Genomic DNA, 22,872 nt, shown 5'->3' with positions numbered 1-22,872 from the left:
TCATCCGGCCGGACGATCATTCTGTACCCAAGGATGCTATGAGCGCCAAAACTTTATATATCGTAGGTGGAGGCAGTGTAGGCCATTCCAATGAAGTGTTGCTTTCAGGAAATAGCAAATATGATACGGCCGCAGCAGTGGCGAAGTATTTGGGGTAAATTCGCAAGCGCTTGCCAGTTTGGCCCGTGTTACTGCAAATATTTTAGTAACCTGGGCCATAGGAATATTTTTGACACAAAAAGTGGAATATTTTCCGGAATAAATCAAATGAAAAAGTAATCTTTCCTCGCTCCGGCAGACGGGGATTAACTAAGCAGGTCAGCAATGGCCTGCTTTTCTATTGCCAAAAATTAAATTTGAGGAGGTTTTATTGTGGATACAAATGTTATTATGCTATTGATTGCGTTAGGCTCTTTAGTCATTGGAGGGATTGCCAGCCTGGGAATCAATTACCTAACACAAAAAGGCAAGAACCCTCAAGCGATGCTTAATACTGCGAACACAGTTATTAGTGGGGTTGAGACAGCTAATGGAGTGATCGGCGAGTTACTGCCGGGACCAGTGGAATCCATTGTGGATAAGATACTGAAGACTGCCCAGGCCGGGGTTCATGCGGCCCAACAATTATGTGACAGCAACCAACTTACTGAGGACCAACGGAAGCAGAAAGCCTTTGACTCGGCGATGAATCTCTTAAAACTTGAAGGATATACCCCAACGCCTGAATTGGAAACGGCCGTAAAAGATGCAATTGAAACAGGAGTTTTTGTGCTTAAGAGCATTAATCCTAAGCCACAGGTTGCGGATACTACGCCCGTAGCGCCAGCCCAAGCTATCCAGGATGCCGTAACCAACGCGGTGACTCAGGCCGTATCGCCGATCGCTCAGCAAGCCGCCAACAATGCAGTTAATCAGGCCATTACCCAGGCTGTAAGCGCTGTGCAGGGAGCACTAGCCCCGCAAGCAGCCCAAACTACCCAGGCAGCTCAGACGGATCAGCCCCAGACCCAAACCGCACAATAAGTAAACAGCGTTGCCGGACGCTATGACGAAAGCCCCTCTTGCCAGAAATGGTGAGAGGGGCTTTTTGCATTTTGCATCTGGGTATATATTACCAAGAAAAATCGTGATAAAATAATAATATGTAAGAGAGAGGTGGAATTTTGGTGCATTTCGTAAATCATTCTTGGAACGTATTAGAATTTTTATATTACTTATCACCTCCGGTTTTAGTTGTTATAGCAATAATTGGTTTAAAGAGCATAAAGCATACTAAGGATCAAATAAAATTAGTAAGTGAAGAGTTGGGCTTAGCCAAAAAACAGCTTATATATCAAGTTGAAAAAGACTCAGCAAAGACTTCAATTGAGTTAACAAAATATTATATTGAGGAAATACTTCCCCAATTAAGCAAAAATACTTCGCTAATTAAGGGCAGTGATTATTTCAGGGAAGTTACGGAATTAGACTATAACTTGTTTTACGATTTTAACCAAGGTGAATTATTTCAAATAATTCAAGCTAAATATAAATGTCAACCTATGGAAGTATTTAAAAAGATTGAACATATTAAGAGATGTATGAATGAAACCCTTAATGAAACAATATACATAGAGAAAGACGGCGAGAAAATTGGAATCATCGAAATGCCATATAAAATACTTCTGAATAAGATTGAATATTTCTGTATGAATTTTACCACGTCTGTAGCTGATGAGGAGACTGTTTATAGAGCAATACATCAGACATTTTTAGCACATATGAGGCACCTATATTTTCCTATTGCTTTAGAAAATACGCATCCTAAGGATAAACTTTATAATAATATCATTGAATTATATCAAAAGTGGAAAACGAGAGATCGTAAATTGGAAGAAGAATATTCGCAAGCTGTTGAGGAACAGCATAAAGCTGTAAATAGCATAGGGCATAATGGCAAAAAAGTGAGCAGCCCTATTTAGACTGCTCATTCTCATCTTGTTTATTTTCGTTATCTTTCAGGATTTGCTCCATAAAACTTTCTCCCTTTCGCTTATACCAAATATCTAAGTCTGAACTCCACATATTGAATTCCTCCTAATTACTTTGAGCTCTCTATAATTCTTATTATAATACATATTATTATTATTAAAAGTGCCAGACTATACTTTTTTATTATTAATAACTAAGGAGTCCAAACCATGAAAATCCTCTCGCCCCTCACACACCTCCGTCCTTGCCTAGTTCGAGCTAATCGGTAAACCCCAGTCCAGTTAAGATGTCACACATTCACCAGCTTGGTAAAAGCTTTAGACATACCAAGATCAAGTCTGCATAATAACCCGAGCTCCGGGCAAAATGACATGGTCAAATCAATCGTCCTGCTTGGACTCCCATCGAACGGTGGGGGTTCTTTTTGATGCGTATGTTTTAAATCTTATACAAAACCATTAGCATGTATTTGGTAAACTGCGGCTATTTCCATTTTTAGGTTTAATATATTCTTCACAAAAAGTACATGATTGGCTCATAAATAAGGTTTATGCTAATTCTAGTGGTCTTCACCCCACAGCGTTTTACATAAACCTTATTTATTTTCTCAATCCTTCTCCCCTATTCCCCCTCTGCTGAGGGGGCTTTTTTGCGTTTATAAATTGATTTTATAATTCATTGGGACCATTCGGCGGAACGAGGTATTCCCTGATATTTCCCAATATCTCATAGTTGAATGGGCCTATTTTTCTTATATTGATCAAATTGCGAGCAACGGGGGCAATCGCAAAACGAACATCCTTAAAATAGTAATACCCATCAGCCAAATGAGCCAAGGACTTAATATTTTCGGCCATTGAGCGAATCTCTTTCCATTTTCGATTGGACTTCCGAACAACAAAAGTGCAGTCGTTATTGTCCGGAATCGTGGTACCATAAACGCAAAAGTCAATAGCACTTTCTTCAAATAGATTTGCGAGTTCGAATGTTTTCTCTTTCGCGTCTAGGCCAGAATAATGAAAGATCATTAATTTTTCAAAAAAGGGATACAGGTTGCATATGTCATAATATCCCACTTTCCCACCCCCCCCTATAAATATAGCATAGAATAAGTATTATATGTAATTGATAAGGATCAAAGCGGGTTCCCGAACCCTCTGGATTGCTATTCTTCATTCCATAAATGGCCACATTCATCACAATACCATCCGAATTCTTCATCACCTGCATTACACACTTCAAGGCTTCCACATTTAGGGCAAATAATCATTCTTCTTCCTCCTTCATAGCATCCAGCAAAAATTTCAAATCACTAGAATTTAGGAATATTCTATTAATCTTCTCGCATACGCTCTTCATCTCATAAATAGCGACAACACCATCACAAAACTTAATAAAGCAACGAGAGTCACCCAAGTCTTCATCTAAGTTACATTTGAGAACCTTAATTCCTTGATCTCCACAAGAAATATTTACCTCATTTAAACCAGTAATGCGGTCCCGCAAATCCTTGGGTAATTCCTCGAAGGTCACTGTTCTTTGCATATTAGGCAGCTCCTTTCTTATGCCGGGTATTACGGACTCCCGGTAGGCCATCGTCAGGCGGGGTTATTCGTTTTTGGCCATGGCGCGGTAAGGGCAATCCTCTTTTTCCATTGCTGTCATTATAGCTATTGCATTATTTGCGGCATAACACCATATTTTCACAACTCCAAACTTTCGAATATCAAGCATCCCGGCTTCACTTTCGGGCAATTTTCCTTCCTTGCAATACGCGCAATCAAAGCAGGCCGAGTGCTTAAAATCGTCATAGGCTGTTTTTAGCATGGTTTATTCCCTCCTTCCTTAGCGCCGGGATTAGCCGCCCGGCTTCGGCTTTGTGTGATTAAATAATCTTTTTATAATGAAGGGCTTCAAATTCAGGCCCGAATGCAAAAATAATTTGATAGATGACTGAAACAAATCTTTTTTTCTGATATTTAGGCACGCTCGAAACCGCTTCATACATTCTGTCAATAAGGGCGACGGCTATAGGATAAGAAAAGTTGTTATAACCGATCTTAAAATCAAAAGAAAAGCCATTGTGATCAAGGATGGTTTTATAAGATTGATCAATAATGATAGAACCAGTCATTTTTTCAAGTGTCTGTTCGAACATTTTTCATTGCCCCCTTTGAATGACTCCTAAATAGTGTCGATTAATTAACTAAATAATATCATGACTCTAAAATAGAGTCAACAGGATATTGACACTTTTTTAGAGTATATTTATAATGGATTTGAGGTGGCAATAATGATCAAGTCCAATTTAAAAGAAATTCTAGACTCAAGGGAATTATCCATCCGTAAAGTTTCCGGGGATTTAGGATATAGATTCGAAACAGTACGTCGAATGTATAATAATGATATGAAGCACTATCCTCAAGATCTAATTGACAGGCTCTGCACTTACCTGAATATTAGTGTGGGGGAGTTGCTGGAGCATAAAAAAAACGCCGAATAATCCGGTGTCTTTCAGCAAGGGAGGAGTTTAGGTGGAGATAATGAAAGTAACACCTCAGGAAGCCACTAACATTATTAACACAAAGCTACCAATTGGGTTATATCGCGCAGCTGGAGTCTTGAACACAGGATCGGCTGCAGATGGCATATATATTGCTATTGATAATAGCGACGGCAATGCACTGGTAAAACAATTTACACATATAGGAGATTGTATGCAGTGGCTTAGATTGCGAAAAAATCAGTGTAATCAACAAGCACAAAAAGACGCCGACGATTAACCGGCGCTTGTCACACTTTCTCGGGACATGACATATAGTGTAATGGGGATCGTAAAGGTGATTAGTTGTTGTATCGATTTTGATATCCCGTTTGGAAAAAGCAGAAACCCGGTGAGGATTGGCGTCGGGTTTCTGCTTTTTTGCGTTGCCAGGAATTTAGAAAGGAGAGCCTAATCGCTCTCCTTTTTTATGTTTTCTATGATTATTTTTGTTCTTCCAGGGTTACACTCCATTTTGTATTTGCGGAGTTAATGCTTAAATGATAGGTCCCTGCAGATGCATGTACATATGAAACGTCTTTAGCTGCATTCTGCACATTAGCAGCCACATCTACTGGAGCACCCTTGCTATCCTCTACATAAATTTGAAATACTCCGCCATTATCTTGGGCTTCCCAGTTTAAGCGGTACTGAGCTCCATCAGAAATTGTGAAGTCCTCTGTGTTTTTAATTCCGCTTCCGGACCATGACCCGATTTGTGTCCACTTCTTTTCGGGTGCTGGGGCTGGCGTTGACGCTGGAGTAGAGGAAGATGCCGGGGGACTCGATTGAGTGGCACTTGGCGTTGTTGCTGGTGCCGAAGTAGCCTTAGACTTCCCGCCGCCACTAGATACCGAAACGATTATGATAATAACAATCAAGGCAACGATCCCGGTTAAAATTTTATGTCTCCCGAAGAAATTTCTCTGATCTTTCCCACAGTGGGGGCATTTCTTAACACCTTTTGCGATTTCCTTCCCACAAGCTTTACAATTCACCATCATTTTTTTAGTTCCTCTCCTTCTCTAAATTTTTCTAAGAAAATATATATAGCAGATCTTCAACGTTTTATGAATATTTCCTGCTTTCCGACATTCTTAATGGTTTTTCGACCTTATTTAATCTCTGCATAATCCTTGGTATCTTCCCACATCTGTTCAAATTCATTGGTCCAATCTGAAGCAATCTTAGCGTCATGGATTATGACTAGTACTTCATCATTATCCGTTGAAGCGTTTTGAGTGTAATTATATGAGCCGGTAGTCACCACAGATTTGTCAATGATGGAAACTTTCATATGCATCAATCCGGAATGGGTATCTTCTTTTAGAGGGATGCCAGCGCTTTTAAGTAATGGCAGCTCGCTTGCTTCGGATTTTGTCTTTGACTCTATGTGATCAGTGATGATCCGTACGTCCACTCCACGCTTCTTGGCGGCTATGATAGAATCTACAATATCCTTTTTCGTCAAGCTATAAATTGCTATATCTAGGGTTGATTTAGCACTACTTATTTGGGATTCCAGGGCCTGCTCTGGGTGTTGATGCGCTCTGGTAAAATAGTATTCGATTTTGTCATTAGATGTGGTGGAAGCGGTTTGCTCAGTAGTAGGAGATGTAGCGGCAATTGTGGACGTGGCTTGATTAGGGCTTGCGTTGGCAATTGGGGTAGATGCTGAGCAACCTGCAAGTGCTAATGAAATAAATAATAGGGGAATGATAATTTTTTTCATAATGTTCCTCCTCAATCGTTCTGAAATTAGATTTCGCCATTAATGATCATACACCTTCTCGGAGACATTCTTATTCGTTTGTTCTGGCCATTGATCGTTAACTTGATCGCTTACTTGGTCGTTCATTGGGTCGCTAAAACGACCAATGTACAAGCTAAAAACCGCATAAATACAGGATATTCCTCAAAGAAAAAGAGGGGAATTGGGGAGAAAGGGGAGTTCGAGGGGATGAGGGGCAGAGGGGGGGCTATTTTGCCCATTTCTGCTTATCCGTGAGGATACCCGTGCCTGGCGCCCAGTTAAGTATAGGTGAATTACCGATATTATCCTTTATTCCCTGAACGGTCCCTAAATCATCTTGGAAAGCTTTTAAGCGCTCGTATACAGGCTTAAGATCAACGATGGTTTTATTAGCGAAGAGAAGCACTGTCACAAGGATTATTAATTGCCCTATAGTCTTGCGATCGACGGCCACGCATAATACATATCCGACGAATCCGATGATTGCCAAGAGCATTGTATCCGCAATCCAAGCGGCCATCACAATTTACCCTGCGTAAAGTTAAAGAACAGGTTAAGTAGCTTCCAGGCAACCATAACCACGGAAATGATAGCAGCAATAAGAGAACCCGTCCTGATCATGGCCGAAATCTGGCCCTTACCTATTGAGGTTGTGATCATCTCGGCAAGCCAAGATCCTACACCCAGCATAACTAGCACTACTATCACAAAACCGGGGGAACTAGGCCCGAAGGCCGCCGCTGCAGCTGCTCCCATTTTGGCATTCCTCCTTTACCTGATGTAGGCTAAATACCTGGAATTCGAGGTTGTTATTATTGGCTTTAGAAATCTTTTTCGTGAGAGTGGCTACATTTCCCGTAGTCACAACTCTAATAATGGGAAATCTCTTAGCCAGCGGTACCCACCACTGGTCCCGATAGGCCCCTGAGTCGTAATAAGAGTTGTATCGACGTACTTTCTCGGCAAAATTGTTTCCACTCTCGTCGACATCGAGTTCCGCGAAGAAAAACGAAAACTTACCTGGCCAACTTTTTACTCCTATAAACGCATCCGGCCGGATCATCCCGAGGTCAATCTCTCGTTCGAAGCAGTGCAATGACATGCTAGGAGAGAGTGCCGAATATACCCATGTATAAATCCATGAAACACCAAGGGTATGATCCAGTTGACCGGGACGTTTATCTAAATAGTAGTAAAACGGTGAGTCAATCGACAGCCGGCCGCGCTTGATCAACTTGCGCTCAGTGAGGATTTTTAACCGGCGCTGAACAATCCGAAGGGAGTTTTCGCGGAAGAGGAGAAGGCGGATCTGCTCAGTGTCTAATGCGGTCTGGGTTTCCAGGAGGCGAACTAAAGCCTTATCTCGGAGGAAGCCCTTTTTGTGGTTGCTCAACAAAGTTCATCACCTCAATTTTATTGATGCTCTTCAGGAACTCTCGGGCACGCTTGATAGGAAGGAACATGCCTTGAGTCTCTATCTCAACATCCCACTGGAAGATTCCCCGGCCTGGAATTGTCGGGATCAGAGCTGCGTTATCGTTATCTAGAAGCATCCGGGAGTTGACCCCATCCCGGACATGAAAGCACATGGTCCCGGAAAACATCGCCTTACTGTCCCCAAAGGCCCGCATCATAGTTGAGCTTGGGCGTTGCGTTGCACAGACAACAGCGATGCCGGCCGCGCGGCCGAGGCGCAGAATTCGGTTAAGAGCGGTCTGGCAAGCCTCGTCGTGCATTTCCGCCAGTTCGTCAACGATCATGACTAGGAAGGGTATTTGGCAGCCTTGCTCAAGATAATCCTGGATTTTTTGACAGCCCTTAGATTCCAACTCGACTAGGCGCTCATCGAGATGTTTGTTAATCGCACTGAGAGCGGCCAGGGCCTCATGCTCTCGGGTAATGAGCAAGACGTGGTCCCGGAGGTAAGAATATTCAAGGCGCTTAAAATCAAAGACGGCAATTCGGATGTCAGTTTTTCGGTTGAGCAGTAAGCCCATGATCAAGCCATGAATAAAATTTGACTTCCCGGCTCCCGGGTGGCCGGCAATAATTAGGTTTGGCATCTCTGATAGATCCCGGATGATTTCGCCGATAGCCGAATAGCCAAAGTGCACAGGGAGGTAGCCGGGGTGCGCGGCCGGTTCGAAAAAATAGGGGTACTGGTTCTGGAGTTCGGTCGTGGATGCCTGCATAAAGATAGCTTTGCCGCGTTTTTCGATCTGCACTGTGCCGCCCATGGCATCGGCAAAAAGTTGCTCTTTGGTCTTGAATTCTCGGTACCCGAGGCCGGGTTCAAGCGTGAGAATAAATTTGTATGCTTCTCCGGAGAGCCTGGTCTTTTTGATGATTTGCGGGCGAGGAGGCTTTGGCCAGATCGCGTCAATGACATCCTGGACGGCCGCATGGGCATCGTTGCCGCGTCGGTGCAGCCAAATATGCTTGAGCTGGTCACGGACTTCCTCAATAACGTTTTGCTTAGTCATGGTTTCCCCCTTTCTAAAACATTCCGATAAGCCCTAACTAGCGCCTGGCATCGATCCACTCCGGATTCATGACCTATTTCTCGGTCAATGAGGCTGCGGATATATCTGGATGTGTTGCCCTTTGTTTTAGTAAAATTTATCTGATCTTCGGTTAATGAGACACTGGTTACCTTGAGTGAGCCCATCGAATCAGCTCCTTTACTAAGATTTTAGTAAATACTAAATGCTTAGTAATTAATACAGTCGAAAAAGACTTAATATGCTAAGTAGACATAAAAAAATAGGCTCCAATTTATGGGAGCCTATTTTATGGTGGGTAAAGATCATCCGACGAAAGCTTTTTTATAGCTATATCCTTTTCTTCAGCGATTTGATTAAACACTTTAGCAAATACTTGGACTAGTTTTATCCCGGGTTCACGTCCATTTTCATAATGATGCCAGTTGTTTTTGCTTAATCCTGTTCGCCATTCCATTTCCTGTTGCGTTACTCCGAGTTTTACTCTGTAATACCTTAAATTATTTTGAACTGGCTGTTTTCCCCTAGAACTTCTATCCATATCATCACCCATTAGGAATATTCCATAACATGGAATAAAAATCCTTCAGGATGATTACTTGAATAAGGAATAAATTACCACTTAATCTATATGCAGAAAGCATGTAAAATATTCAAAAGATATGTAAATAAAAATAACAAAAACCCTAAATATCAATTAAGGTTTTTTTACAGGAGCCGGAATATTTTCTCTACCGGCCTATTTAATTTTTTGGCGAATTCCAGGGCCAAGGCAATAGACGGCTGAACAATATTATTTTCATATTTCGAGAGTTGTTGCTGTGTGACCCCGAGAATATCAGCCATTTCTTGCTGAGTTATATCCAGCTCGTGAACTCGGATATAGCGCAACGCGTTTTTGGCTTTAGGCATTTTGATTCTCTCAATGTTGTTTTTTCTTAATTAAGTATAGAAAAGAAGCTATATATTTGTAAACATATAATTTGTCGCAGATGTACGGATTTCTTGCGACCTTTTATTTAAGATTTTGACCACATATAGGGTATATTCTAAATATGTGCCACAGGCAGTTAGGATTGACATCTTGGGATTGGGGCGCAATATTGCAAAGCGGCGAAAAAAAAGAGGTCTTACTCAAAAAGAATTGGCAAAGAGGGTGGGGATAAGCGAAGATTATTTGTCAATGATTGAGCGCGAGAAAAGAAGGCCACATGTCAAAACAATTGTTCGAATCTCGAAATGCCTAGACGTGGAGATAGAATTATTATTAAGGAAATCATGAAAGAAGAAACAAATAAGGTTTTTAAAACTTGGTCGAAAATTGTGGAAGGAGGGGAGGCGTAATATTTGTGGTTGCTAATCTGTATTGTATTAGTTATTCTTTAAACAACAAGGGAACCCGTATATCTCGTGGCAGAGGCTCGGGTTCCCTAGGAACAACAAACACTCCGGAGAAGGGAATATTTGTTATCTAATTATATCCTGTATTAACCTTCTTCGGCAAGTGAATTGGAGGAGATTAATTTGACGGAAATGGAAGTTTTTGACGAGTTGAATTTACTCAATATCGATCTTGATAATACCTTAATTATTTTGAGGGAAAGAACCAGGCGAATCGAAAACATAGAATCAAAAGAGAAGGTAATTAGGGAATGTGACGGTCTTTATGAAGCTTTTGATCGCATTGAATTGGCTATTCAAAAGCTTCTATCTATCGCCAACGATTTGCCAACAAAGTCCATATCTAAATAGATCTTATAAACGAACATAAGACAGTTAGGATTGCGGAAAACCCTGATTTTAGGCCAATACTTATTATTGTATGAACACAATAAAACATGCTATAAGATACGACAAATGGCGTCTGATATCTGTATTGTTCCTGAAGAAGGAGATAAGTAGGAATTTTATTGCCGACGAATATTATCGTTGAGATAGGAAAAAGATTCATGATAAAAGAGCATGAATCTTTTTTTGTACAGTTGAGTGACAGACATGTATAATCTGCTTTTTAAATCACATGAACGTTTCTTCATAATCGTAATTATAAATATATACATTAGAGGGGTTTCATATAATATGTCGAAATCAAGACTTTAATTAATGTATATATCAGATTAGGAGGAATGTCTGTGAAATTATTAAAAAATAAAAGAATCGTCATGAAATTGGGCGTATTAATTGGCCTAATGTCTGTCTTTTTAGCTGTAATAAGTATTATCGGTTATGTTTTTTTTAGTCAAGCAGGTAATTTTGTTAACCAGTTTTATTCCGACAATCTAATATCGGTCCAAACTGTAAATCAAGCCCGCTCTGACAGTAATGCTTTAAAATCTGCAGCATTGGCACTTACCTCTTACACGCTTGACGATGCGACTAAAAAAGCGCAGCTTGATCAAATAGAGACGCGCGAAAGTTCAATAGATAAATTCATTAAGGATTTTGAGCCTTTGGCCACTACCGCTTATGAAGCCGAACGATTGTCCAAACTAAAAAATGACTTTCAGTCTATTAAAGAGATTACCAAAAAAGCAATAAACTATTCCCAAGCCGGCAACAAGGCTGAAGCTCAGGAGTATTATCTAAAAAACGGATTTTCTAAACAGGATGACTTTCAAACGTTATTGCGGGAAATTGGGACTTTTAATATTGAAGAAGCCAATAACAAAGTGGTCTCTGAAAATAGAACCATTATTTTTGTCAAAACGACTCTTTTGGTATTGCCCATCATTGTGATTATAGCAGCTATTTTTGTGGGTCTAGTGATTACCAGAATGATCACAGTCCCTATAAAAGGAGTTGTTGCCAATATTACAGAGATTGCTAAGGGCAACCTAACTATTGAGGCTTTATTCGTCGATTCGAAAGATGAAATTGGCATTTTGGCCGATAATTTGAATATCATGTCGGCTAATATAAAGGCTCTGATTACTCAAGTAACGAACTCTGCTGAGCAGCTGGCATCATCTTCGGAAGAACTGACCGCAAGCGTCGAACAACAAGCCCAGGCGACGAGTCAGGTCGCTTTAGCTGTTCAGCATGTGGCAACTGAGACAGAAAAACAATCCAATTCTATTAATGAAACGTCCTCAGCCGTTGAGCAAATGACTACAGCTATACATGAAATGGCGGCAAATAGTTATCAGGCGGCGGAGCAAGCCAACAATACCTCATTAGTTGCAAATGAGGGACAAGGGGTAATCAGAAAGGCTGTTAGTCAGATGGAGAAAGTCGGACATGTAACTGCGGAGGTTCAAGTAGCGGTTGACCAATTGGAACGGGGATCAAATAAAATTGGAGAAATTACTAATGTTATTTCCGGTATAGCTGCTCAAACTAATTTGCTGGCTCTAAACGCTGCGATTGAAGCAGCCCGTGCCGGAGACCAAGGGCGAGGGTTCGCCGTTGTAGCCGAGGAGGTGCGTAAGCTGGCTGAGCAGTCTCAGGACGCTGCTCAGGAAATTGCGTCATTAATTAACGAAAATCAGACGAACATTCACAACGCTGTGGATACTATGAAGATGGGAACAGCGGGTGTAAAAGAGGGCATCGAGATTGTAAGCAAAGCTGGAGAAACATTTGCCCAGATTGCCGGTGCTATTAATCAAGTGGTCGTGCAGATTCAGAACGTATCCGCAACGGTCAAGGAGATGGCTGGCAGCAGTCAACTGGTTTTAACCTCCATTAATCAGATAGAAAGTATCAGCAAGGATAACATGGGGCAGACCCAGTCCGTTTCGGCGGCTACAGAAGAACAGTCTGCTTCCGGCGAACAAATTGCCGCTGCCAGTCAAAGCTTAGCGGAGATGGCTCAGGATTTGCAACTTGTGGTTAATAAATTTCGTGTATAGTTTTATTTGAGCATACTGCAAGGTTTAAATCCAATAACTTTGTTTGGGGATTTTAGCGCTTTTAGTTAAGATAAACAGGGGGGACAGGTCCATTGCTTGGAAAAAACAACGGGCTTGTCCCCCCTGTTTAGAGGGTGTAAACGATTGTTGTCAGATATGTCAATGATCTATTAAAGCTGACCCTTCAATCCAATGCGTTCTGCCACGCTTTGCATCCCTTTAATGGTTTCTCCGATGATATAGTCAAGTTCCATTTCCAACATTTTGGCGCCTTGCTCGATGACTTCACGGTTTACTCCTGCCGCGAAGCTTTTCTGTTTCCATTTCTTTTTAACGGATTTGACTTCAAGATCGAGAATACTCTTGCTTGGTCTCAAGAGAGCAGTTGCGGCAATTAAACCTGTCAATTCATCGATAGTGAATAATAGTTTCTCCATTCTCTGTATAGGTTCGACATTACAACATAATCCCCAACCATGACTTTGCACAGCGTGAATGTAGTCCTCGGGTAGGTTGTGCTCGGTCAATATTTCCCGCGCTTTTGTGCAATGTTGTTCCGGATACATTTCATAATCGACATCGTGCAATAAGCCAATAATACCCCATTTTTCTTTATCTGCTTCTCCAAGGATTTCGGCAAAATGAAGCATAACAGCTTCAACGGCCAGTGCGTGCATGATCAGGCTGTCGGTCTTATTGTACTTAGTCAGAAGATCATAGGCTTGGTCTCTTGTTGGTATCGTTTGTTCCACTCTAAAAGCCTCTTTCATTATTTTTAAAAAAATACTAAACGTTTATCCTTTCTATGTCAACTCTAGAGGGGGCACTAATCATCGGTGATGTTATTGAAAATGAGGATTATTCGGTCATGAGCAGTCTTTTTTAGAAAACTGCTTTTAAATTAATGTATTTATTATCGACTTAAAAGGAGTTTGGCGATCCGCCTTGAAATATCATTTAATATGTTAAGGGGAGGCAAAGGATGAATTTAACGGTTCAGTTTGATTGTGCAAATATAAATTGGGATTCTGTGTCCCAAATTTTAAACCTCGTTGGCATGGCAAGTTTCCCCGCGGAAATTCACAAAAAAGCTTTCGAAAATAGCTGGACAGTGGTATTTGTTTTTGAAAGAGATAAACTGGTCGGCTTTGGCCGGGCCCTTTCAGATGGCGCCTATCAAGCTGCTATCTATGACTTAGCTATATTGCCGGAGTATCAAAGCAGAGGGATAGGAAGGTTAATCGTGGACAGTATCAAGACGTCACTTCCGCAATGTAATTTCATATTGTACGCAGCACCGGGTAAAGAGAAATTTTATGAAAAGCTAAACTTCAGGAGAATGAAAACAGGCATGGCCTTATTTTTTAAGTCTAAAGAAATGCAGAGTAAAGGTTTTACAGAATGACCGGAAAGTTAGGGCAGGCCCTTTAGCAAGGCACACCAAAGAGAATTTCAATTTAAGAAGGGAATGGTGAGATGAAACGAATCTTTATAGGAATATTCATTGTGGGAATATTGTTATCCGGCGGTATTTATTTGTGGCAATCACAGATGTTTCACTCAAATCAGATGCCCAATCTTACCCCGGATCAATTACAACAAAAAATAGATCGGGGTGAAAATTTTTATGTCTATTTTTATTCGCCGATCTGCGAACAATGCATTAAGTCGGAACCTAAGCTGATACAAGCAGTGCAAGAACTTATGATCAAAAATATTGTCAAGGTCGACATCCAAAAATACGATTATTTACGTAAAGAATTTCAGATCCAGGGGACTCCTACGATTTTCGTCTATAATAATCACAAATTAATTAAAGGCATTACAGGGGGATTTGAAACGGTTGAGGAGTATAAAAACTTTTTTCAAGAAACAGGTGGTACGAATTGATCTTTAAGTTATTGCTTGCGGCAGTTTACATATTTGCCGGAGGATCTAAACTTTTTAATTTGTATCTTTTTAAAGCCACTATTTTGGCCTATTACCCCTTTTTGCCGGAATTAGTAGCCTTATTAACAGCCCTGATATTTCCTTGGCTGGAAATATTGGCTGGCTTATCTTTAATTTTGAATTGGAAATCGAAATACTCCAGCGGCTTTTTAGCTTTGCTATCCTTGGTTTTTCTTGTTCAAATAATTTTAAACTATAGTCATATTTTGCCTTATGGCTGTGGGTGCTTTGGCTTTGGCGGTCCGGAAAAAATTAGCGTGTATTACGTACTTAGAGATTGTTTCATTCTGATTTTAGCTGCCGTCGTTTGTTGGAGGGAATGGAAATAGATATCCTCAATTTGGACCTCCGGCTTGGAAAAATTCATTGGGCATGAATCCTTCTGTTTTGGATAAACTAGTTTCGAGGTGAAAGAGCATGCCCAGAAAAGATGGCAATAAAGATAAATTTGAAGATCTAAAAAAAGTGGAATTAACCCTGCAAAACATTCACAAAAATGAGGAATTTTTAGAAGAAAACGCTGAAGAACTTTCAGCTCACCAAATTAAAGATGTTAAAGCTCAATTGGCCTCAAAGAAAAAACATTTAGAAGAAACAGACGGTACGATTAAATAGGAGCTAAGGCTCCTTTTTTGATAATTATTTAGATATGGTACAAGTTGAAGCTGTAATTTTTGAAAGCGTTTAGAGACCTAGTAAAAAATAATAAGAAGGATATCTTGCGATATCCTTCTTGCTTAGATCCATGTTTAATTGATTAAACGTTAGATCCTTGCTCCGCCTTTAAGATGTTCTTCAGCAAATTGAATCATACGTTTGGTCATTTGGCCGCCGACGGAACCGTTTTCACGGCTAGTGCGGTCGCCACCGAGTTGGAGTCCCATTTCATTCGCAACTTCATACTTGAACTGATCCAATTGTTGTGAAGCACCTTGAGCTGCTGGTGTGTTCGTATTTCTTTCTCCTGCCATGATAGGAACCCTCCTTTAAAAATGTGTTTGTGTACTGGAACATTCTTATTATGTCTTAGAGAGCAGTTATTACTCAGGTAATTATTGCTACTATATAAACAGCTTACCTTTTTTGTAAAGTATATTAAGGTTTAAATGCCCTTGTGGAATACATAGAATTTAAGATGGTTGATTTTGATTTGGGTAAGGATTACAATAATAGCCAGATAACATATATAATGTTGAGGAGGCCTTTCCAATGAGCTTAAAAATGAAAGAGCCTGTTAATACATGGACCCATTTTGTTCCCTTTATGGCTGCTATAGTTGGTCTCGTATTTTTAGTCATTAATTGTAAAGACAATATTTCCAAGTTAATTACTATGACGATCTATGGCTTGAGTGTGATTGTACTTTATGGAGCGAGTTCTGTTTACCATTGGGTTCGCACGACTCCACAGAAGGAGCTGCTTTTAAAAAAGATTGATCATATAGCTATTTATTTTCTTATTGCTGGCTCATATACTCCGGTTTTTTATTTTGGCCTTGAAGGGGCTTGGCGTTGGGCAATGCTCATATCTGTTTGGGTTTTGGCCTTAATCGGAATGACTTTGAAGTTATGGCTTATCCATGCCCCCAGATATGTATCAACGGCTTTCTATGTTTCTTTGGGCTGGATTGCCCTAGTGCCCTTTTTGCAGCTTATTCATCATCTTCCCAAAGGAGCAATTGTTCTTATGGCTGTGGGTGGCGTAGCTTATACCATAGGCGCTGTGATTTATGCGACCAAAATCTTTGATTTTTTTCCCAAACGGTTTGGATTCCATGAGATATTTCATCTCTTTATCGCCTTGGGGAGTGTAGTTCATTTTGCTATGATGCTAATTTACATCATGCCTATGGCTGCATAATGAAGGAGTGGCAAATCTGCCACTCCTTTTTAAGTATTATCCTCACTGCAATAGGCCGCAGCTTCTTCAGCGCTATAATCTTCATGAACGAGCTTCATTAAGCCAGGGTAGTAAGTGTCAAAGCCGAGAACACCGTTCCAGACTATGTTTAGTATCTGATCTTTGGAGGGCTCTGCATCGGCGAGATCCAGAAAAGTGCGGAAGCGGATTTCTCCGTTGTCCATATCCATCTCAAAATTGCCATTAGCAAGCTCATAATTCACACGGCTCATGAAATCACATACGGCAAGACGTTTGGTATAAGGAATTTTCTCATTAATATGTGTATTGCAAAGTAAGGATTCCTGCTCTTCATCAACTAAAAGAAAAGCATGGAAATTAGCGTTAACCCCCCGAATCTCAAGTTTGATGATTTCATTCTTCGTGTCAAAGTCAAAATCCCAGCCGTTTTGACTTAGAATTTCATAGAGCACCTGAAACAAAGACATGATTAGCCCCTCCTTTTTCTGCAGTTGCTAATTAATAAATTCCACGTGAAGATACTCAATTCCTGCCCTAATAAAACCTCAACGAAAAAAATACTTATCTGGAAAAAGTATATAATAATGGAAAAAATATTAGAGCATGAAAAATTGCCTTTCCTGAAACGAAGCGTGGGGAATTAATAGCTCCGAATGCTTCGTTTTAATGTTAGGCTTATGCTCAAAAGGTGACAGCACTGGACTATAAAGGCTTAAGACATAATTTAATCTGTTATTTGATCTTTGGTCGAGGGAGAAAAGAAGAATCTAAAGCCCTAGCCAAGAAAGCTTAAAAAGTATTATTTAAAAATATTTGAGGATTAATGTTAGAACATGTTATAATAATATTTTGAAATGAATCTTACCGAATCTTAACAGGAAAAAGAAAACTCAAGATAAGTCTCAAAGTGCCATACATAATTATTTGACAGATTAAGGAGTTAAAGACATTGAATCAAGCGGATTTAATTTCGGAAATTAGTGCTCGTAAAACCTTCGCCATTATATCCCACCCTGATGCCGGTAAGACTACACTAACGGAAAAGCTCCTTCTTTTTGGAGGCGCAATTCATGAGGCCGGCTCGGTAAAAGCGCGGAAAGCGGAACGTTATGCGACGTCTGACTGGATGGAACTTGAGCGGCAGCGGGGGATTTCCATCACCTCAAGTGCTCTTCAATTCAAATATCAGGGCTATGTTATTAATATTTTAGATACGCCCGGACACCAGGATTTTAGTGAGGACACTTACCGCACATTAACTGCCGCGGACAGTGCCGTTATGCTAATTGACGCTGCTAAAGGAATTGAGACACAGACTAAAAAATTATTTCATGTTTGTCGGCAAAGAGGGATTCCGATTTTTACGTTTATTAATAAATTTGACCGCGATGCTAAAGATCCACTTGATTTAATGGACGAAGTCGAGAAAGTTTTAGGAATTGAATCCTATGCTATGAATTGGCCGATCGGGATGGGGCAGGATTTTAAAGGAATTTATGATCGCAAGACCGGTATGGTGGAAAGGTTTACCTCCGGGAGCAGCAAGACGAGCGGAAAACCTCCTGTTTCTGGTAATCTCAGCGAACCGGACGTTCGAGAAGGAATCGGGGATGCGCTCCTTCGGCAGCTTCACGAAGAAATTGATCTTTTAGATCTGGCGGGCAATGTTTTTTCCCAGGAACGAGTAAATCGTGGGGAAGTTACCCCTGTTTTTTTCGGAAGTGCGCTTAATAATTTTGGTGTTCCTAATTTTTTGCGCAGCTTTTTGGAGTTTGCTCCAGCCCCTCAGCCACGTACGACAAATATGGGGATATTGGCGCCGGAGACGGATAGCTTTTCAGGTTATATCTTTAAAATTCAGGCGAATATGAATGCTCAGCATCGAGACCGCATTGCCTTTGTGCGGATTTGTTCCGGGCGTTATGAACGGGGGATGAATGTGATTCACACTCGTTCTCATCGCCGTCTCAGGCTTGCTCAGCCTCAACAACTATTTGCTCAGGAACGAACGATTCTCGACGAGGCTTTCGCCGGAGATATTATTGGAGTCCATGACAGCGGACTTTTACGGATAGGGGATGTCTTAACGGAAAAAGATGGGCTTCAGTTTGAAGCGATGCCGTTTTTCAGTCCGGAAAATTTTGCGCGTATTAACATCGCCAATGCTTTGAAACGCAAGCAATTTATTAAAGGAATCCAAGAATTGCAGGAAGAGGGGGCGATCCATGTTTTTCGTGATCTACACGTCGGCGTGGAAGCTCCGATTGTGGGTGTTGTTGGACAACTGCAATTCGAAGTTTTGGAATATCGGCTGCGGGAAGAGTACGGAGTCAAAGTGGATATCCAGCACCTTCCCTATGAAATTGTACGCTGGGTTGACAAGAATGAAAAAACAATTAAACTTCTGACTGAGTCGAGCATGAGTACAGTTGTTCTGGATAAAGATGAGAACTACGCTGTCTTGCTCTTAGATGACTGGAAGGCAAAATGGCTAAGTGATCGTTATGAGATAGAATTTTACCAGCAGCCTAAAGAGTTAACGGATGCCCAGCTATAATTTTCTCTTTGAAAATACCCCAGTTAAAGACCTGTCTCGTTTTGCTAAACGCCTTGAAAATTTCAAGGCGTTTAATTTATTCTGCTTAGGGTTTGCTAAGGATCGCTAATAATCAGGAAAGGGCCTGATTCTGCAATTATGGGATATAAATGTTCTTATTGTTGTTTTATGAAATTATAATGAATATAAATACATATAATGTCATATCTGCATACTAATATATGTGAATAATGTAAGATGTTAATCAGAATATTATTAAATAGTAGCGGATAAAGGTAGTGGATCTGGTCTAAGGAGGGTGTGAATAATTTTTATCGTAAGTTAACATTCACATCAAGTAAGGAAAATCAAAGTCAAAAAGAACAAGGATGGTGAATTAAAGTGAAGAAAAAACTAGTAGTAATAATATCTCTAACAATTATGTTATTGAGTATTATAACAATTCCACATGTGCGAACATTGCAAGCGGATACTGAATCTTTTACAGAAAATATTCCGCCAATTACAAATAAAACAAGTGCAAATATTAATATTTTAGCCGATAATTCTTTTGAACTTGGACAATCTACAGAAGTTCCCGGAATCTATGAAGGGGCAAAAAAATATGGAATAATTACTTCCGATATAATTAAAACAAGTATACCATTTAAAGGAGTATCATTTAGTGTTGATAAGGTTATTAGTAGTAATGATATTCTAATGCTGGAAGCAAGTGCAAGTAACGACCAAAATAAATGGACTGAATTTTTAGAAGCAGATGATAATAATCGTGTGAATTTCAATGGTTCTTTTAACTTTATTCGATACCGGGTGACGATGATATCGGGATCTGGAGAGATGAAAGTAAATAAAATATCCTTGAAATTTTACAAAGAAAGTAATAAGGTGGTAAAACCTATTGAAAAATCTTTTAAGGGGACAATAACTAAGCCTAGTACTGAGAACAAGCAAGGCAATTTCAGCACAATATACAGTATCTAAATTATGTAACAAGAGAAGGACTTGTTGGTTATATAACAGCAAACGGGCACATAATCACGGTAACAGACATCTTTGTGGCTTTACCAAGTCATAAAAGATTAGTTATGTCCTAATGACATAACTAATCTTTTATGATGGCTATTACAACTTGAATAGTGTCCCTGTTTGGGATGTTGGTCCATTTAACGAAAAGGATGATTTTTGGAATACTTCAAGCACTAGAGATACCTGGGGATACTCAGGGTATGGAAGTTGCGTAAGTGCTAAGCAGTCGCCTGCGCCAGCTAAGGTTTCTTTATGTGCGCCCTGATATCTGAGTTTTTTTCGAACTAGCACACATGTAATTAACCTTTTTCCCGGTAAGCGTGGCATATTCAATTTCGTTACGTGTACTGTTGCCAATATAGCCATTTTTGTTAATTACATAAATCTCATCTGCCATATCAATTTTTCTCTTGTGCATTTCACCAAGCATCTCAATTGTCTCAGCGGTGAAAATTTCCTTATCGTAATGCTCAAAACTACCAATAGATATTATTATATTTCCTTGCAACGTCAGTTCCTTTTGAATTCTTAAAAAATCATCCTTGAATTTCGTGCTGCCACATAGGGTAATCACTTTAAAGTTTCCGATCATCCCCCGACCTCCCTAAACTTCCCTTAGTAATATTATATAAAAAACAAGCTCAAACTTAAAATCGTAAACAAAATACATATTAAAGTTAGCGAAAGCAAAAAAATACGCCGGTGTCAGCCGGCGCAGATTAAGGAGGGGATAAAGTGGAGTTTGAGAGTATTTGAAAATAAAGAAACAACAAATACCAAAGAGCACAAATATCTAAAAGGCGATGCATTGACCACAATTCCCGCGATCAGGACATTGTGAACATGTCGGAGGATACAAAGTGGACTTATTAGTGGGCGTAGTAACATTGGTATTAATCAATTGCATGAATTGACCTCCTCTTATACAGTTATAAATTCTAATTATTATTATACTACAGATTTATCAAAAAACAATATCTGTTGTAATGTTTATTTTTTAAATCCGATCTAGTTATACAACAGTAAACTCGTAGGGATTTTTTGAAATTTCCTGCCCCGATTATTTTCACAACGCCAAAAGTCTCTTGCTTAAAAAAAGCGGTAAAGGATTAAGCGAGGTCGAAATCAGGAATGAGTATTTAAAACATGGTCGAGGAGAATATGCCCCCCGATTGAATCACCATATTCACCATCAATTAAAATGCAAACCCCGTTAATACCTGGTAATTGCAGCATTGACCAGACAATGGATTTAATAGTAAGGTCTTCTTCCAGAGCTCCACCGAAAAAGTCCTCACGAATATCCTTACTGAAATTGAGAGTGATAATATTGTTTTGCAGAGTGAAGGAGAGTATTTTAGTATTCGGAGAAAGGGTGCGTATGTGATCAGGAGAGGTTGGACCTTTGATTAGATCGTTTAAGACAAGATTTGCTTTTTGGGTAAGGTTCAGTTTGTTCCATTTTGCAGGAGCGATGAGTCTGCCCTCGGAAATTAAACCGTCTAAGTTAGAATTTGCGAAATAAACTCTATACTCATTTTCACCGGCGGGTGATGGCCCCTCTTGGCTTGTTGCGGTTTGAATCCCTTCACGAATCTCTTTGGGGATATCAAAGTAATTTGTGATACCATCGGCAATTGCTTGCGCGATAGAGTCACGATAGTCGTTGGATAACAATAATTTTCGTTCACGTGGATTAGAAATAAATCCGACTTCTATGATAACGGCGGGCATTTTTGATTGGTTGATAAGATAATAGTCTCCTGCTTTTGCTTGGCGTTTATTATCAGATTGGAGACGGGTGAGACTCCTTTGGATTTGTTCGGCTAAGATTTTTCCGGTCGGAGAATTTTGATGGTAATAAGTTTCCATGCCATAGGTACTTCGTTGCGGGAAACTGTTGGCATGGATACTGATAAATAAGTCTGCGTTATTTGTGGAGGCCAATTCAATCCTATGATTTAATTCCGCTCGCTTGGCTAAACGTCCTTTAACGAAACCAGGAATGTAAAAGTCCTTATCTACCTCTCGGGTGAGAATCACTGTACAGCCCTTGGATTCCAGCACCTTGCGCAAGCGAAGGGAAATATCCAGATTGATATCTTTTTCGTTTAACCCTGCACTTTGGGCACCAGGGTCAGCTCCACCGTGACCTGGATCAATGACAATAACTTTATTTTTAAGATTTGAAGAGAAGACAGCTTTTAATTTTAGTGACCCGGTGCCCAACACCACTAAAACAATTAAGATTATCAAGCCAGTAAACCACGGTTTACGAATAAATAATATGATAGGACGTTGAAACATACGGACGCACGCTCCTCTTGTTAGAGTCATAATTTATGTATATTATAGGAAGTTGTCTCGTAAACATAGTTTATAAAAAGAATGTGTTTTATTTAGCTGTTAATAATTGGGGAGGCAAAGGTTGCATAAAAGATAAGATCTTGAGAAATAATAGTTGACAGTACATAACCAATAATGGTATTATAACTGAGCGCCGCAAAAACGGCGATAACCTCTAAAACAGGTTAATCCATGGTCTTTGGTCACCTCCCGCCATCCTGCAAGAAGGTTGGTACGTGCGAAGACAGTGTCTTCGGGCTCCGGTGACACCCAGACCGTCCATGGTCTTTGAAAACTAAACAACAAGGACAGCCAATGAGAGGGACTCGCAAGAGTTCCGAAAAGAAATCATGGAATCATGAGCAAGACATCAACTTCTACTGAAGAAGTGAGATAACTTTTTTGGAGAGTTTGATCCTGGCTCAGGACGAACGCTGGCGGCGTGCCTAACACATGCAAGTCGAACGGAAACAACCTCTAAGTTTACTTAGAGA

33 protein-coding genes and 1 rRNA gene are annotated in these 22,872 nt (G+C 40.2%); 17 read left to right on the top strand and 17 right to left on the bottom strand.

The annotated features are described in order from the left end of the window. Nucleotides 1–372: 372 nt before the first annotated feature. Both REC12_RS11740 and REC12_RS11735 read left to right on the top strand, forming a co-directional pair. The gene (locus tag REC12_RS11740) at nucleotides 373–1,023 is read left to right on the top strand and encodes a hypothetical protein (RefSeq protein ID WP_308894628.1); all 651 of its coding nucleotides are present in this window, start codon (nucleotides 373–375) and stop codon (nucleotides 1,021–1,023) included. Between the two features lie 143 nt (nucleotides 1,024–1,166). Continuing rightward, nucleotides 1,167–1,961, top strand: coding sequence for a DUF4760 domain-containing protein (locus REC12_RS11735; protein WP_308894627.1), 795 nt, complete (start codon nucleotides 1,167–1,169; stop codon nucleotides 1,959–1,961). Nucleotides 1,962–2,639: 678 nt separating this feature from the next. Here the strand turns inward: REC12_RS11735 and REC12_RS11730 are convergent. From REC12_RS11730 to REC12_RS11715, 4 genes are all read right to left on the bottom strand, one after another. Further along, on the bottom strand, nucleotides 2,640–3,047 hold the full coding sequence (locus tag REC12_RS11730) for a hypothetical protein (protein ID WP_308894625.1): 408 nt from the start codon (nucleotides 3,045–3,047) through the stop codon (nucleotides 2,640–2,642). 190 nt (nucleotides 3,048–3,237) lie between these two features. Continuing rightward, nucleotides 3,238–3,516, bottom strand: coding sequence for a hypothetical protein (locus REC12_RS11725; RefSeq protein ID WP_308894624.1), 279 nt, complete (start codon nucleotides 3,514–3,516; stop codon nucleotides 3,238–3,240). Between the two features lie 63 nt (nucleotides 3,517–3,579). Further along, nucleotides 3,580–3,798, bottom strand: a complete 219-nt coding sequence (locus REC12_RS11720; protein ID WP_308894621.1) for a thioredoxin domain-containing protein — start codon at nucleotides 3,796–3,798, stop codon at nucleotides 3,580–3,582. Nucleotides 3,799–3,856: 58 nt separating this feature from the next. Further along, on the bottom strand, nucleotides 3,857–4,129 hold the full coding sequence (locus REC12_RS11715; protein ID WP_308894619.1) for a hypothetical protein: 273 nt from the start codon (nucleotides 4,127–4,129) through the stop codon (nucleotides 3,857–3,859). A gap of 135 nt (nucleotides 4,130–4,264) precedes the next feature. Between REC12_RS11715 and REC12_RS11710 the strand changes: the two genes are divergently transcribed. After that, complete coding sequence (locus tag REC12_RS11710; protein ID WP_308894617.1) at nucleotides 4,265–4,474, top strand: helix-turn-helix domain-containing protein; 210 nt, start codon at nucleotides 4,265–4,267, stop codon at nucleotides 4,472–4,474. A 31-nt stretch (nucleotides 4,475–4,505) separates the two neighbouring features. Continuing rightward, entirely contained in the window at nucleotides 4,506–4,754 is a 249-nt protein-coding gene (locus tag REC12_RS11705) for a hypothetical protein (RefSeq protein ID WP_308894616.1), read from the top strand. Between the two features lie 202 nt (nucleotides 4,755–4,956). On the opposite strand, the gene REC12_RS11700 is transcribed toward REC12_RS11705, so the two are convergent. The 8 genes from REC12_RS11700 to REC12_RS11665 form a co-directional block, all read right to left on the bottom strand. Then, the gene (locus REC12_RS11700) at nucleotides 4,957–5,517 is read right to left on the bottom strand and encodes a zinc ribbon domain-containing protein (RefSeq protein ID WP_308894614.1); all 561 of its coding nucleotides are present in this window, start codon (nucleotides 5,515–5,517) and stop codon (nucleotides 4,957–4,959) included. A 110-nt stretch (nucleotides 5,518–5,627) separates the two neighbouring features. Next, complete coding sequence (locus REC12_RS11695) at nucleotides 5,628–6,245, bottom strand: phospholipase D-like domain-containing protein (RefSeq protein ID WP_308894613.1); 618 nt, start codon at nucleotides 6,243–6,245, stop codon at nucleotides 5,628–5,630. Between the two features lie 247 nt (nucleotides 6,246–6,492). Then, entirely contained in the window at nucleotides 6,493–6,786 is a 294-nt protein-coding gene (locus tag REC12_RS11690; protein ID WP_308894610.1) for a hypothetical protein, read from the bottom strand. Then, nucleotides 6,786–7,022: a hypothetical protein gene (locus REC12_RS11685; RefSeq protein WP_308894608.1), complete on the bottom strand. Its 237-nt coding sequence runs from the start codon at nucleotides 7,020–7,022 to the stop codon at nucleotides 6,786–6,788. The genes REC12_RS11690 and REC12_RS11685 overlap by 1 nt, the downstream gene beginning before the upstream one ends. Continuing rightward, nucleotides 6,988–7,659, bottom strand: coding sequence for a replication-relaxation family protein (locus tag REC12_RS11680; protein ID WP_308894606.1), 672 nt, complete (start codon nucleotides 7,657–7,659; stop codon nucleotides 6,988–6,990). Before REC12_RS11680 ends, REC12_RS11685 begins: the two co-directional genes overlap by 35 nt. Continuing rightward, on the bottom strand, nucleotides 7,625–8,749 hold the full coding sequence (locus REC12_RS11675) for an FtsK/SpoIIIE domain-containing protein (RefSeq protein ID WP_308894604.1): 1,125 nt from the start codon (nucleotides 8,747–8,749) through the stop codon (nucleotides 7,625–7,627). The genes REC12_RS11680 and REC12_RS11675 overlap by 35 nt, the downstream gene beginning before the upstream one ends. A gap of 307 nt (nucleotides 8,750–9,056) precedes the next feature. Next, entirely contained in the window at nucleotides 9,057–9,320 is a 264-nt protein-coding gene (locus REC12_RS11670) for a helix-turn-helix domain-containing protein (protein WP_308894603.1), read from the bottom strand. A gap of 155 nt (nucleotides 9,321–9,475) precedes the next feature. Beyond that, nucleotides 9,476–9,679, bottom strand: coding sequence for a helix-turn-helix transcriptional regulator (locus tag REC12_RS11665; RefSeq protein ID WP_308894601.1), 204 nt, complete (start codon nucleotides 9,677–9,679; stop codon nucleotides 9,476–9,478). A gap of 145 nt (nucleotides 9,680–9,824) precedes the next feature. Between REC12_RS11665 and REC12_RS26490 the strand changes: the two genes are divergently transcribed. From REC12_RS26490 to REC12_RS11655, 3 genes are all read left to right on the top strand, one after another. Then, nucleotides 9,825–10,049: a helix-turn-helix domain-containing protein gene (locus REC12_RS26490; RefSeq protein ID WP_374214203.1), complete on the top strand. Its 225-nt coding sequence runs from the start codon at nucleotides 9,825–9,827 to the stop codon at nucleotides 10,047–10,049. 242 nt (nucleotides 10,050–10,291) lie between these two features. Further along, nucleotides 10,292–10,519, top strand: a complete 228-nt coding sequence (locus tag REC12_RS11660) for a hypothetical protein (protein WP_308894599.1) — start codon at nucleotides 10,292–10,294, stop codon at nucleotides 10,517–10,519. Nucleotides 10,520–10,899: 380 nt separating this feature from the next. Then, nucleotides 10,900–12,618, top strand: coding sequence for a methyl-accepting chemotaxis protein (locus REC12_RS11655; protein ID WP_308894597.1), 1,719 nt, complete (start codon nucleotides 10,900–10,902; stop codon nucleotides 12,616–12,618). A gap of 170 nt (nucleotides 12,619–12,788) precedes the next feature. Here REC12_RS11655 and REC12_RS11650 read toward each other — a convergent pair whose 3' ends face one another. Further along, a complete protein-coding gene (locus REC12_RS11650; RefSeq protein WP_308894596.1) occupies nucleotides 12,789–13,388 on the bottom strand; it encodes an HDIG domain-containing metalloprotein in 600 nt (199 codons plus the stop codon). A gap of 212 nt (nucleotides 13,389–13,600) precedes the next feature. On the opposite strand from REC12_RS11650, the gene REC12_RS11645 reads away from it, so the two are divergent. From REC12_RS11645 to REC12_RS11630, 4 genes are all read left to right on the top strand, one after another. Further along, a complete protein-coding gene (locus tag REC12_RS11645) occupies nucleotides 13,601–14,023 on the top strand; it encodes a GNAT family N-acetyltransferase (RefSeq protein ID WP_308894594.1) in 423 nt (140 codons plus the stop codon). Nucleotides 14,024–14,094: 71 nt separating this feature from the next. Next, nucleotides 14,095–14,508: a thioredoxin family protein gene (locus REC12_RS11640; RefSeq protein WP_308894592.1), complete on the top strand. Its 414-nt coding sequence runs from the start codon at nucleotides 14,095–14,097 to the stop codon at nucleotides 14,506–14,508. Further along, nucleotides 14,505–14,897 carry a MauE/DoxX family redox-associated membrane protein gene (locus tag REC12_RS11635; protein ID WP_308894590.1) on the top strand — a complete coding sequence of 131 codons (393 nt, stop codon included), beginning with the start codon at nucleotides 14,505–14,507 and terminating at the stop codon, nucleotides 14,895–14,897. Before REC12_RS11640 ends, REC12_RS11635 begins: the two co-directional genes overlap by 4 nt. Before the next feature lie 88 nt (nucleotides 14,898–14,985). Beyond that, on the top strand, nucleotides 14,986–15,183 hold the full coding sequence (locus REC12_RS11630; RefSeq protein WP_308894587.1) for a hypothetical protein: 198 nt from the start codon (nucleotides 14,986–14,988) through the stop codon (nucleotides 15,181–15,183). 149 nt (nucleotides 15,184–15,332) lie between these two features. Here the strand turns inward: REC12_RS11630 and REC12_RS11625 are convergent, their stop codons facing one another. Then, nucleotides 15,333–15,539: an alpha/beta-type small acid-soluble spore protein gene (locus REC12_RS11625; protein ID WP_308894584.1), complete on the bottom strand. Its 207-nt coding sequence runs from the start codon at nucleotides 15,537–15,539 to the stop codon at nucleotides 15,333–15,335. Between the two features lie 238 nt (nucleotides 15,540–15,777). Here REC12_RS11625 and trhA point away from each other — a divergent pair, with 238 nt between their 5' ends. Further along, complete coding sequence (gene trhA, locus REC12_RS11620) at nucleotides 15,778–16,428, top strand: PAQR family membrane homeostasis protein TrhA (RefSeq protein WP_308894582.1); 651 nt, start codon at nucleotides 15,778–15,780, stop codon at nucleotides 16,426–16,428. Between the two features lie 29 nt (nucleotides 16,429–16,457). Here the strand turns inward: trhA and REC12_RS11615 are convergent, their stop codons facing one another. Continuing rightward, the gene (locus REC12_RS11615) at nucleotides 16,458–16,916 is read right to left on the bottom strand and encodes a YbjN domain-containing protein (RefSeq protein ID WP_308894580.1); all 459 of its coding nucleotides are present in this window, start codon (nucleotides 16,914–16,916) and stop codon (nucleotides 16,458–16,460) included. Nucleotides 16,917–17,398: 482 nt separating this feature from the next. On the opposite strand from REC12_RS11615, the gene REC12_RS11610 reads away from it, so the two are divergent. The 4 genes from REC12_RS11610 (at nucleotide 17,399) to REC12_RS26635 (ending at nucleotide 20,297) form a co-directional block, all read left to right on the top strand. After that, nucleotides 17,399–19,006 (top strand): peptide chain release factor 3, encoded by a 1,608-nt coding sequence (locus tag REC12_RS11610; RefSeq protein ID WP_308894578.1) that lies wholly within the window; start codon nucleotides 17,399–17,401, stop codon nucleotides 19,004–19,006. Nucleotides 19,007–19,387: 381 nt separating this feature from the next. Further along, nucleotides 19,388–19,987 carry a hypothetical protein gene (locus REC12_RS11605; protein WP_308894577.1) on the top strand — a complete coding sequence of 200 codons (600 nt, stop codon included), beginning with the start codon at nucleotides 19,388–19,390 and terminating at the stop codon, nucleotides 19,985–19,987. After that, nucleotides 19,975–20,100 carry a DUF8814 domain-containing protein gene (locus REC12_RS26640; RefSeq protein WP_510167176.1) on the top strand — a complete coding sequence of 42 codons (126 nt, stop codon included), beginning with the start codon at nucleotides 19,975–19,977 and terminating at the stop codon, nucleotides 20,098–20,100. The genes REC12_RS11605 and REC12_RS26640 overlap by 13 nt, the downstream gene beginning before the upstream one ends. A 35-nt stretch (nucleotides 20,101–20,135) precedes the next feature. Then, nucleotides 20,136–20,297 carry a DUF8814 domain-containing protein gene (locus REC12_RS26635; protein ID WP_510167175.1) on the top strand — a complete coding sequence of 54 codons (162 nt, stop codon included), beginning with the start codon at nucleotides 20,136–20,138 and terminating at the stop codon, nucleotides 20,295–20,297. Here the strand turns inward: REC12_RS26635 and REC12_RS11600 are convergent. Further along, a complete protein-coding gene (locus REC12_RS11600; protein WP_308894575.1) occupies nucleotides 20,283–20,624 on the bottom strand; it encodes a hypothetical protein in 342 nt (113 codons plus the stop codon). The two genes, REC12_RS26635 and REC12_RS11600, sit on opposite strands and share 15 nt — an antisense overlap. Before the next feature lie 533 nt (nucleotides 20,625–21,157). Further along, nucleotides 21,158–22,339: an N-acetylmuramoyl-L-alanine amidase gene (locus tag REC12_RS11595; RefSeq protein WP_308894574.1), complete on the bottom strand. Its 1,182-nt coding sequence runs from the start codon at nucleotides 22,337–22,339 to the stop codon at nucleotides 21,158–21,160. A 438-nt stretch (nucleotides 22,340–22,777) separates the two neighbouring features. On the opposite strand from REC12_RS11595, the gene REC12_RS11590 reads away from it, so the two are divergent. Then, a 16S ribosomal RNA gene (locus REC12_RS11590) occupies nucleotides 22,778–22,872 on the top strand; the annotation flags it as partial.

Source organism: Candidatus Desulfosporosinus nitrosoreducens, assembly GCF_030954495.1.
GTDB lineage: Bacteria > Bacillota > Desulfitobacteriia > Desulfitobacteriales > Desulfitobacteriaceae > Desulfosporosinus > Desulfosporosinus nitrosoreducens.
This window is presented reverse-complemented; position numbering and strand designations above follow the sequence as displayed.

Bases quoted from the DNA above. Each gene is read 5' to 3' on its own strand.
- REC12_RS11725 (WP_308894624.1), bottom strand. From the start codon at position 3,516: ATGCAAAGAACAGTGACCTTCGAGGAATTACCCAAGGATTTGCGGGAC.
- REC12_RS11715 (WP_308894619.1), bottom strand. From the start codon at position 4,129: ATGTTCGAACAGACACTTGAAAAAATGACTGGTTCTATCATTATTGAT.
- REC12_RS11615 (WP_308894580.1), bottom strand. From the start codon at position 16,916: ATGTCTTTGTTTCAGGTGCTCTATGAAATTCTAAGTCAAAACGGCTGG.
- REC12_RS11650 (WP_308894596.1), bottom strand. From the start codon at position 13,388: ATGAAAGAGGCTTTTAGAGTGGAACAAACGATACCAACAAGAGACCAA.
- REC12_RS11665 (WP_308894601.1), bottom strand. From the start codon at position 9,679: ATGCCTAAAGCCAAAAACGCGTTGCGCTATATCCGAGTTCACGAGCTG.
- REC12_RS11700 (WP_308894614.1), bottom strand. From the start codon at position 5,517: ATGATGGTGAATTGTAAAGCTTGTGGGAAGGAAATCGCAAAAGGTGTT.
- REC12_RS11670 (WP_308894603.1), bottom strand. From the start codon at position 9,320: ATGGGTGATGATATGGATAGAAGTTCTAGGGGAAAACAGCCAGTTCAA.
- REC12_RS11645 (WP_308894594.1), top strand. From the start codon at position 13,601: ATGAATTTAACGGTTCAGTTTGATTGTGCAAATATAAATTGGGATTCT.
- REC12_RS11685 (WP_308894608.1), bottom strand. From the start codon at position 7,022: ATGGGAGCAGCTGCAGCGGCGGCCTTCGGGCCTAGTTCCCCCGGTTTT.
- REC12_RS11675 (WP_308894604.1), bottom strand. From the start codon at position 8,749: ATGACTAAGCAAAACGTTATTGAGGAAGTCCGTGACCAGCTCAAGCAT.
- REC12_RS11625 (WP_308894584.1), bottom strand. From the start codon at position 15,539: ATGGCAGGAGAAAGAAATACGAACACACCAGCAGCTCAAGGTGCTTCA.
- REC12_RS11720 (WP_308894621.1), bottom strand. From the start codon at position 3,798: ATGCTAAAAACAGCCTATGACGATTTTAAGCACTCGGCCTGCTTTGAT.
- REC12_RS11600 (WP_308894575.1), bottom strand. From the start codon at position 20,624: ATGATCGGAAACTTTAAAGTGATTACCCTATGTGGCAGCACGAAATTC.
- REC12_RS11690 (WP_308894610.1), bottom strand. From the start codon at position 6,786: ATGGCCGCTTGGATTGCGGATACAATGCTCTTGGCAATCATCGGATTC.
- REC12_RS11710 (WP_308894617.1), top strand. From the start codon at position 4,265: ATGATCAAGTCCAATTTAAAAGAAATTCTAGACTCAAGGGAATTATCC.
- REC12_RS11595 (WP_308894574.1), bottom strand. From the start codon at position 22,339: ATGTTTCAACGTCCTATCATATTATTTATTCGTAAACCGTGGTTTACT.
- trhA (WP_308894582.1), top strand. From the start codon at position 15,778: ATGAGCTTAAAAATGAAAGAGCCTGTTAATACATGGACCCATTTTGTT.
- REC12_RS11695 (WP_308894613.1), bottom strand. From the start codon at position 6,245: ATGAAAAAAATTATCATTCCCCTATTATTTATTTCATTAGCACTTGCA.
- REC12_RS11630 (WP_308894587.1), top strand. From the start codon at position 14,986: ATGCCCAGAAAAGATGGCAATAAAGATAAATTTGAAGATCTAAAAAAA.
- REC12_RS11640 (WP_308894592.1), top strand. From the start codon at position 14,095: ATGAAACGAATCTTTATAGGAATATTCATTGTGGGAATATTGTTATCC.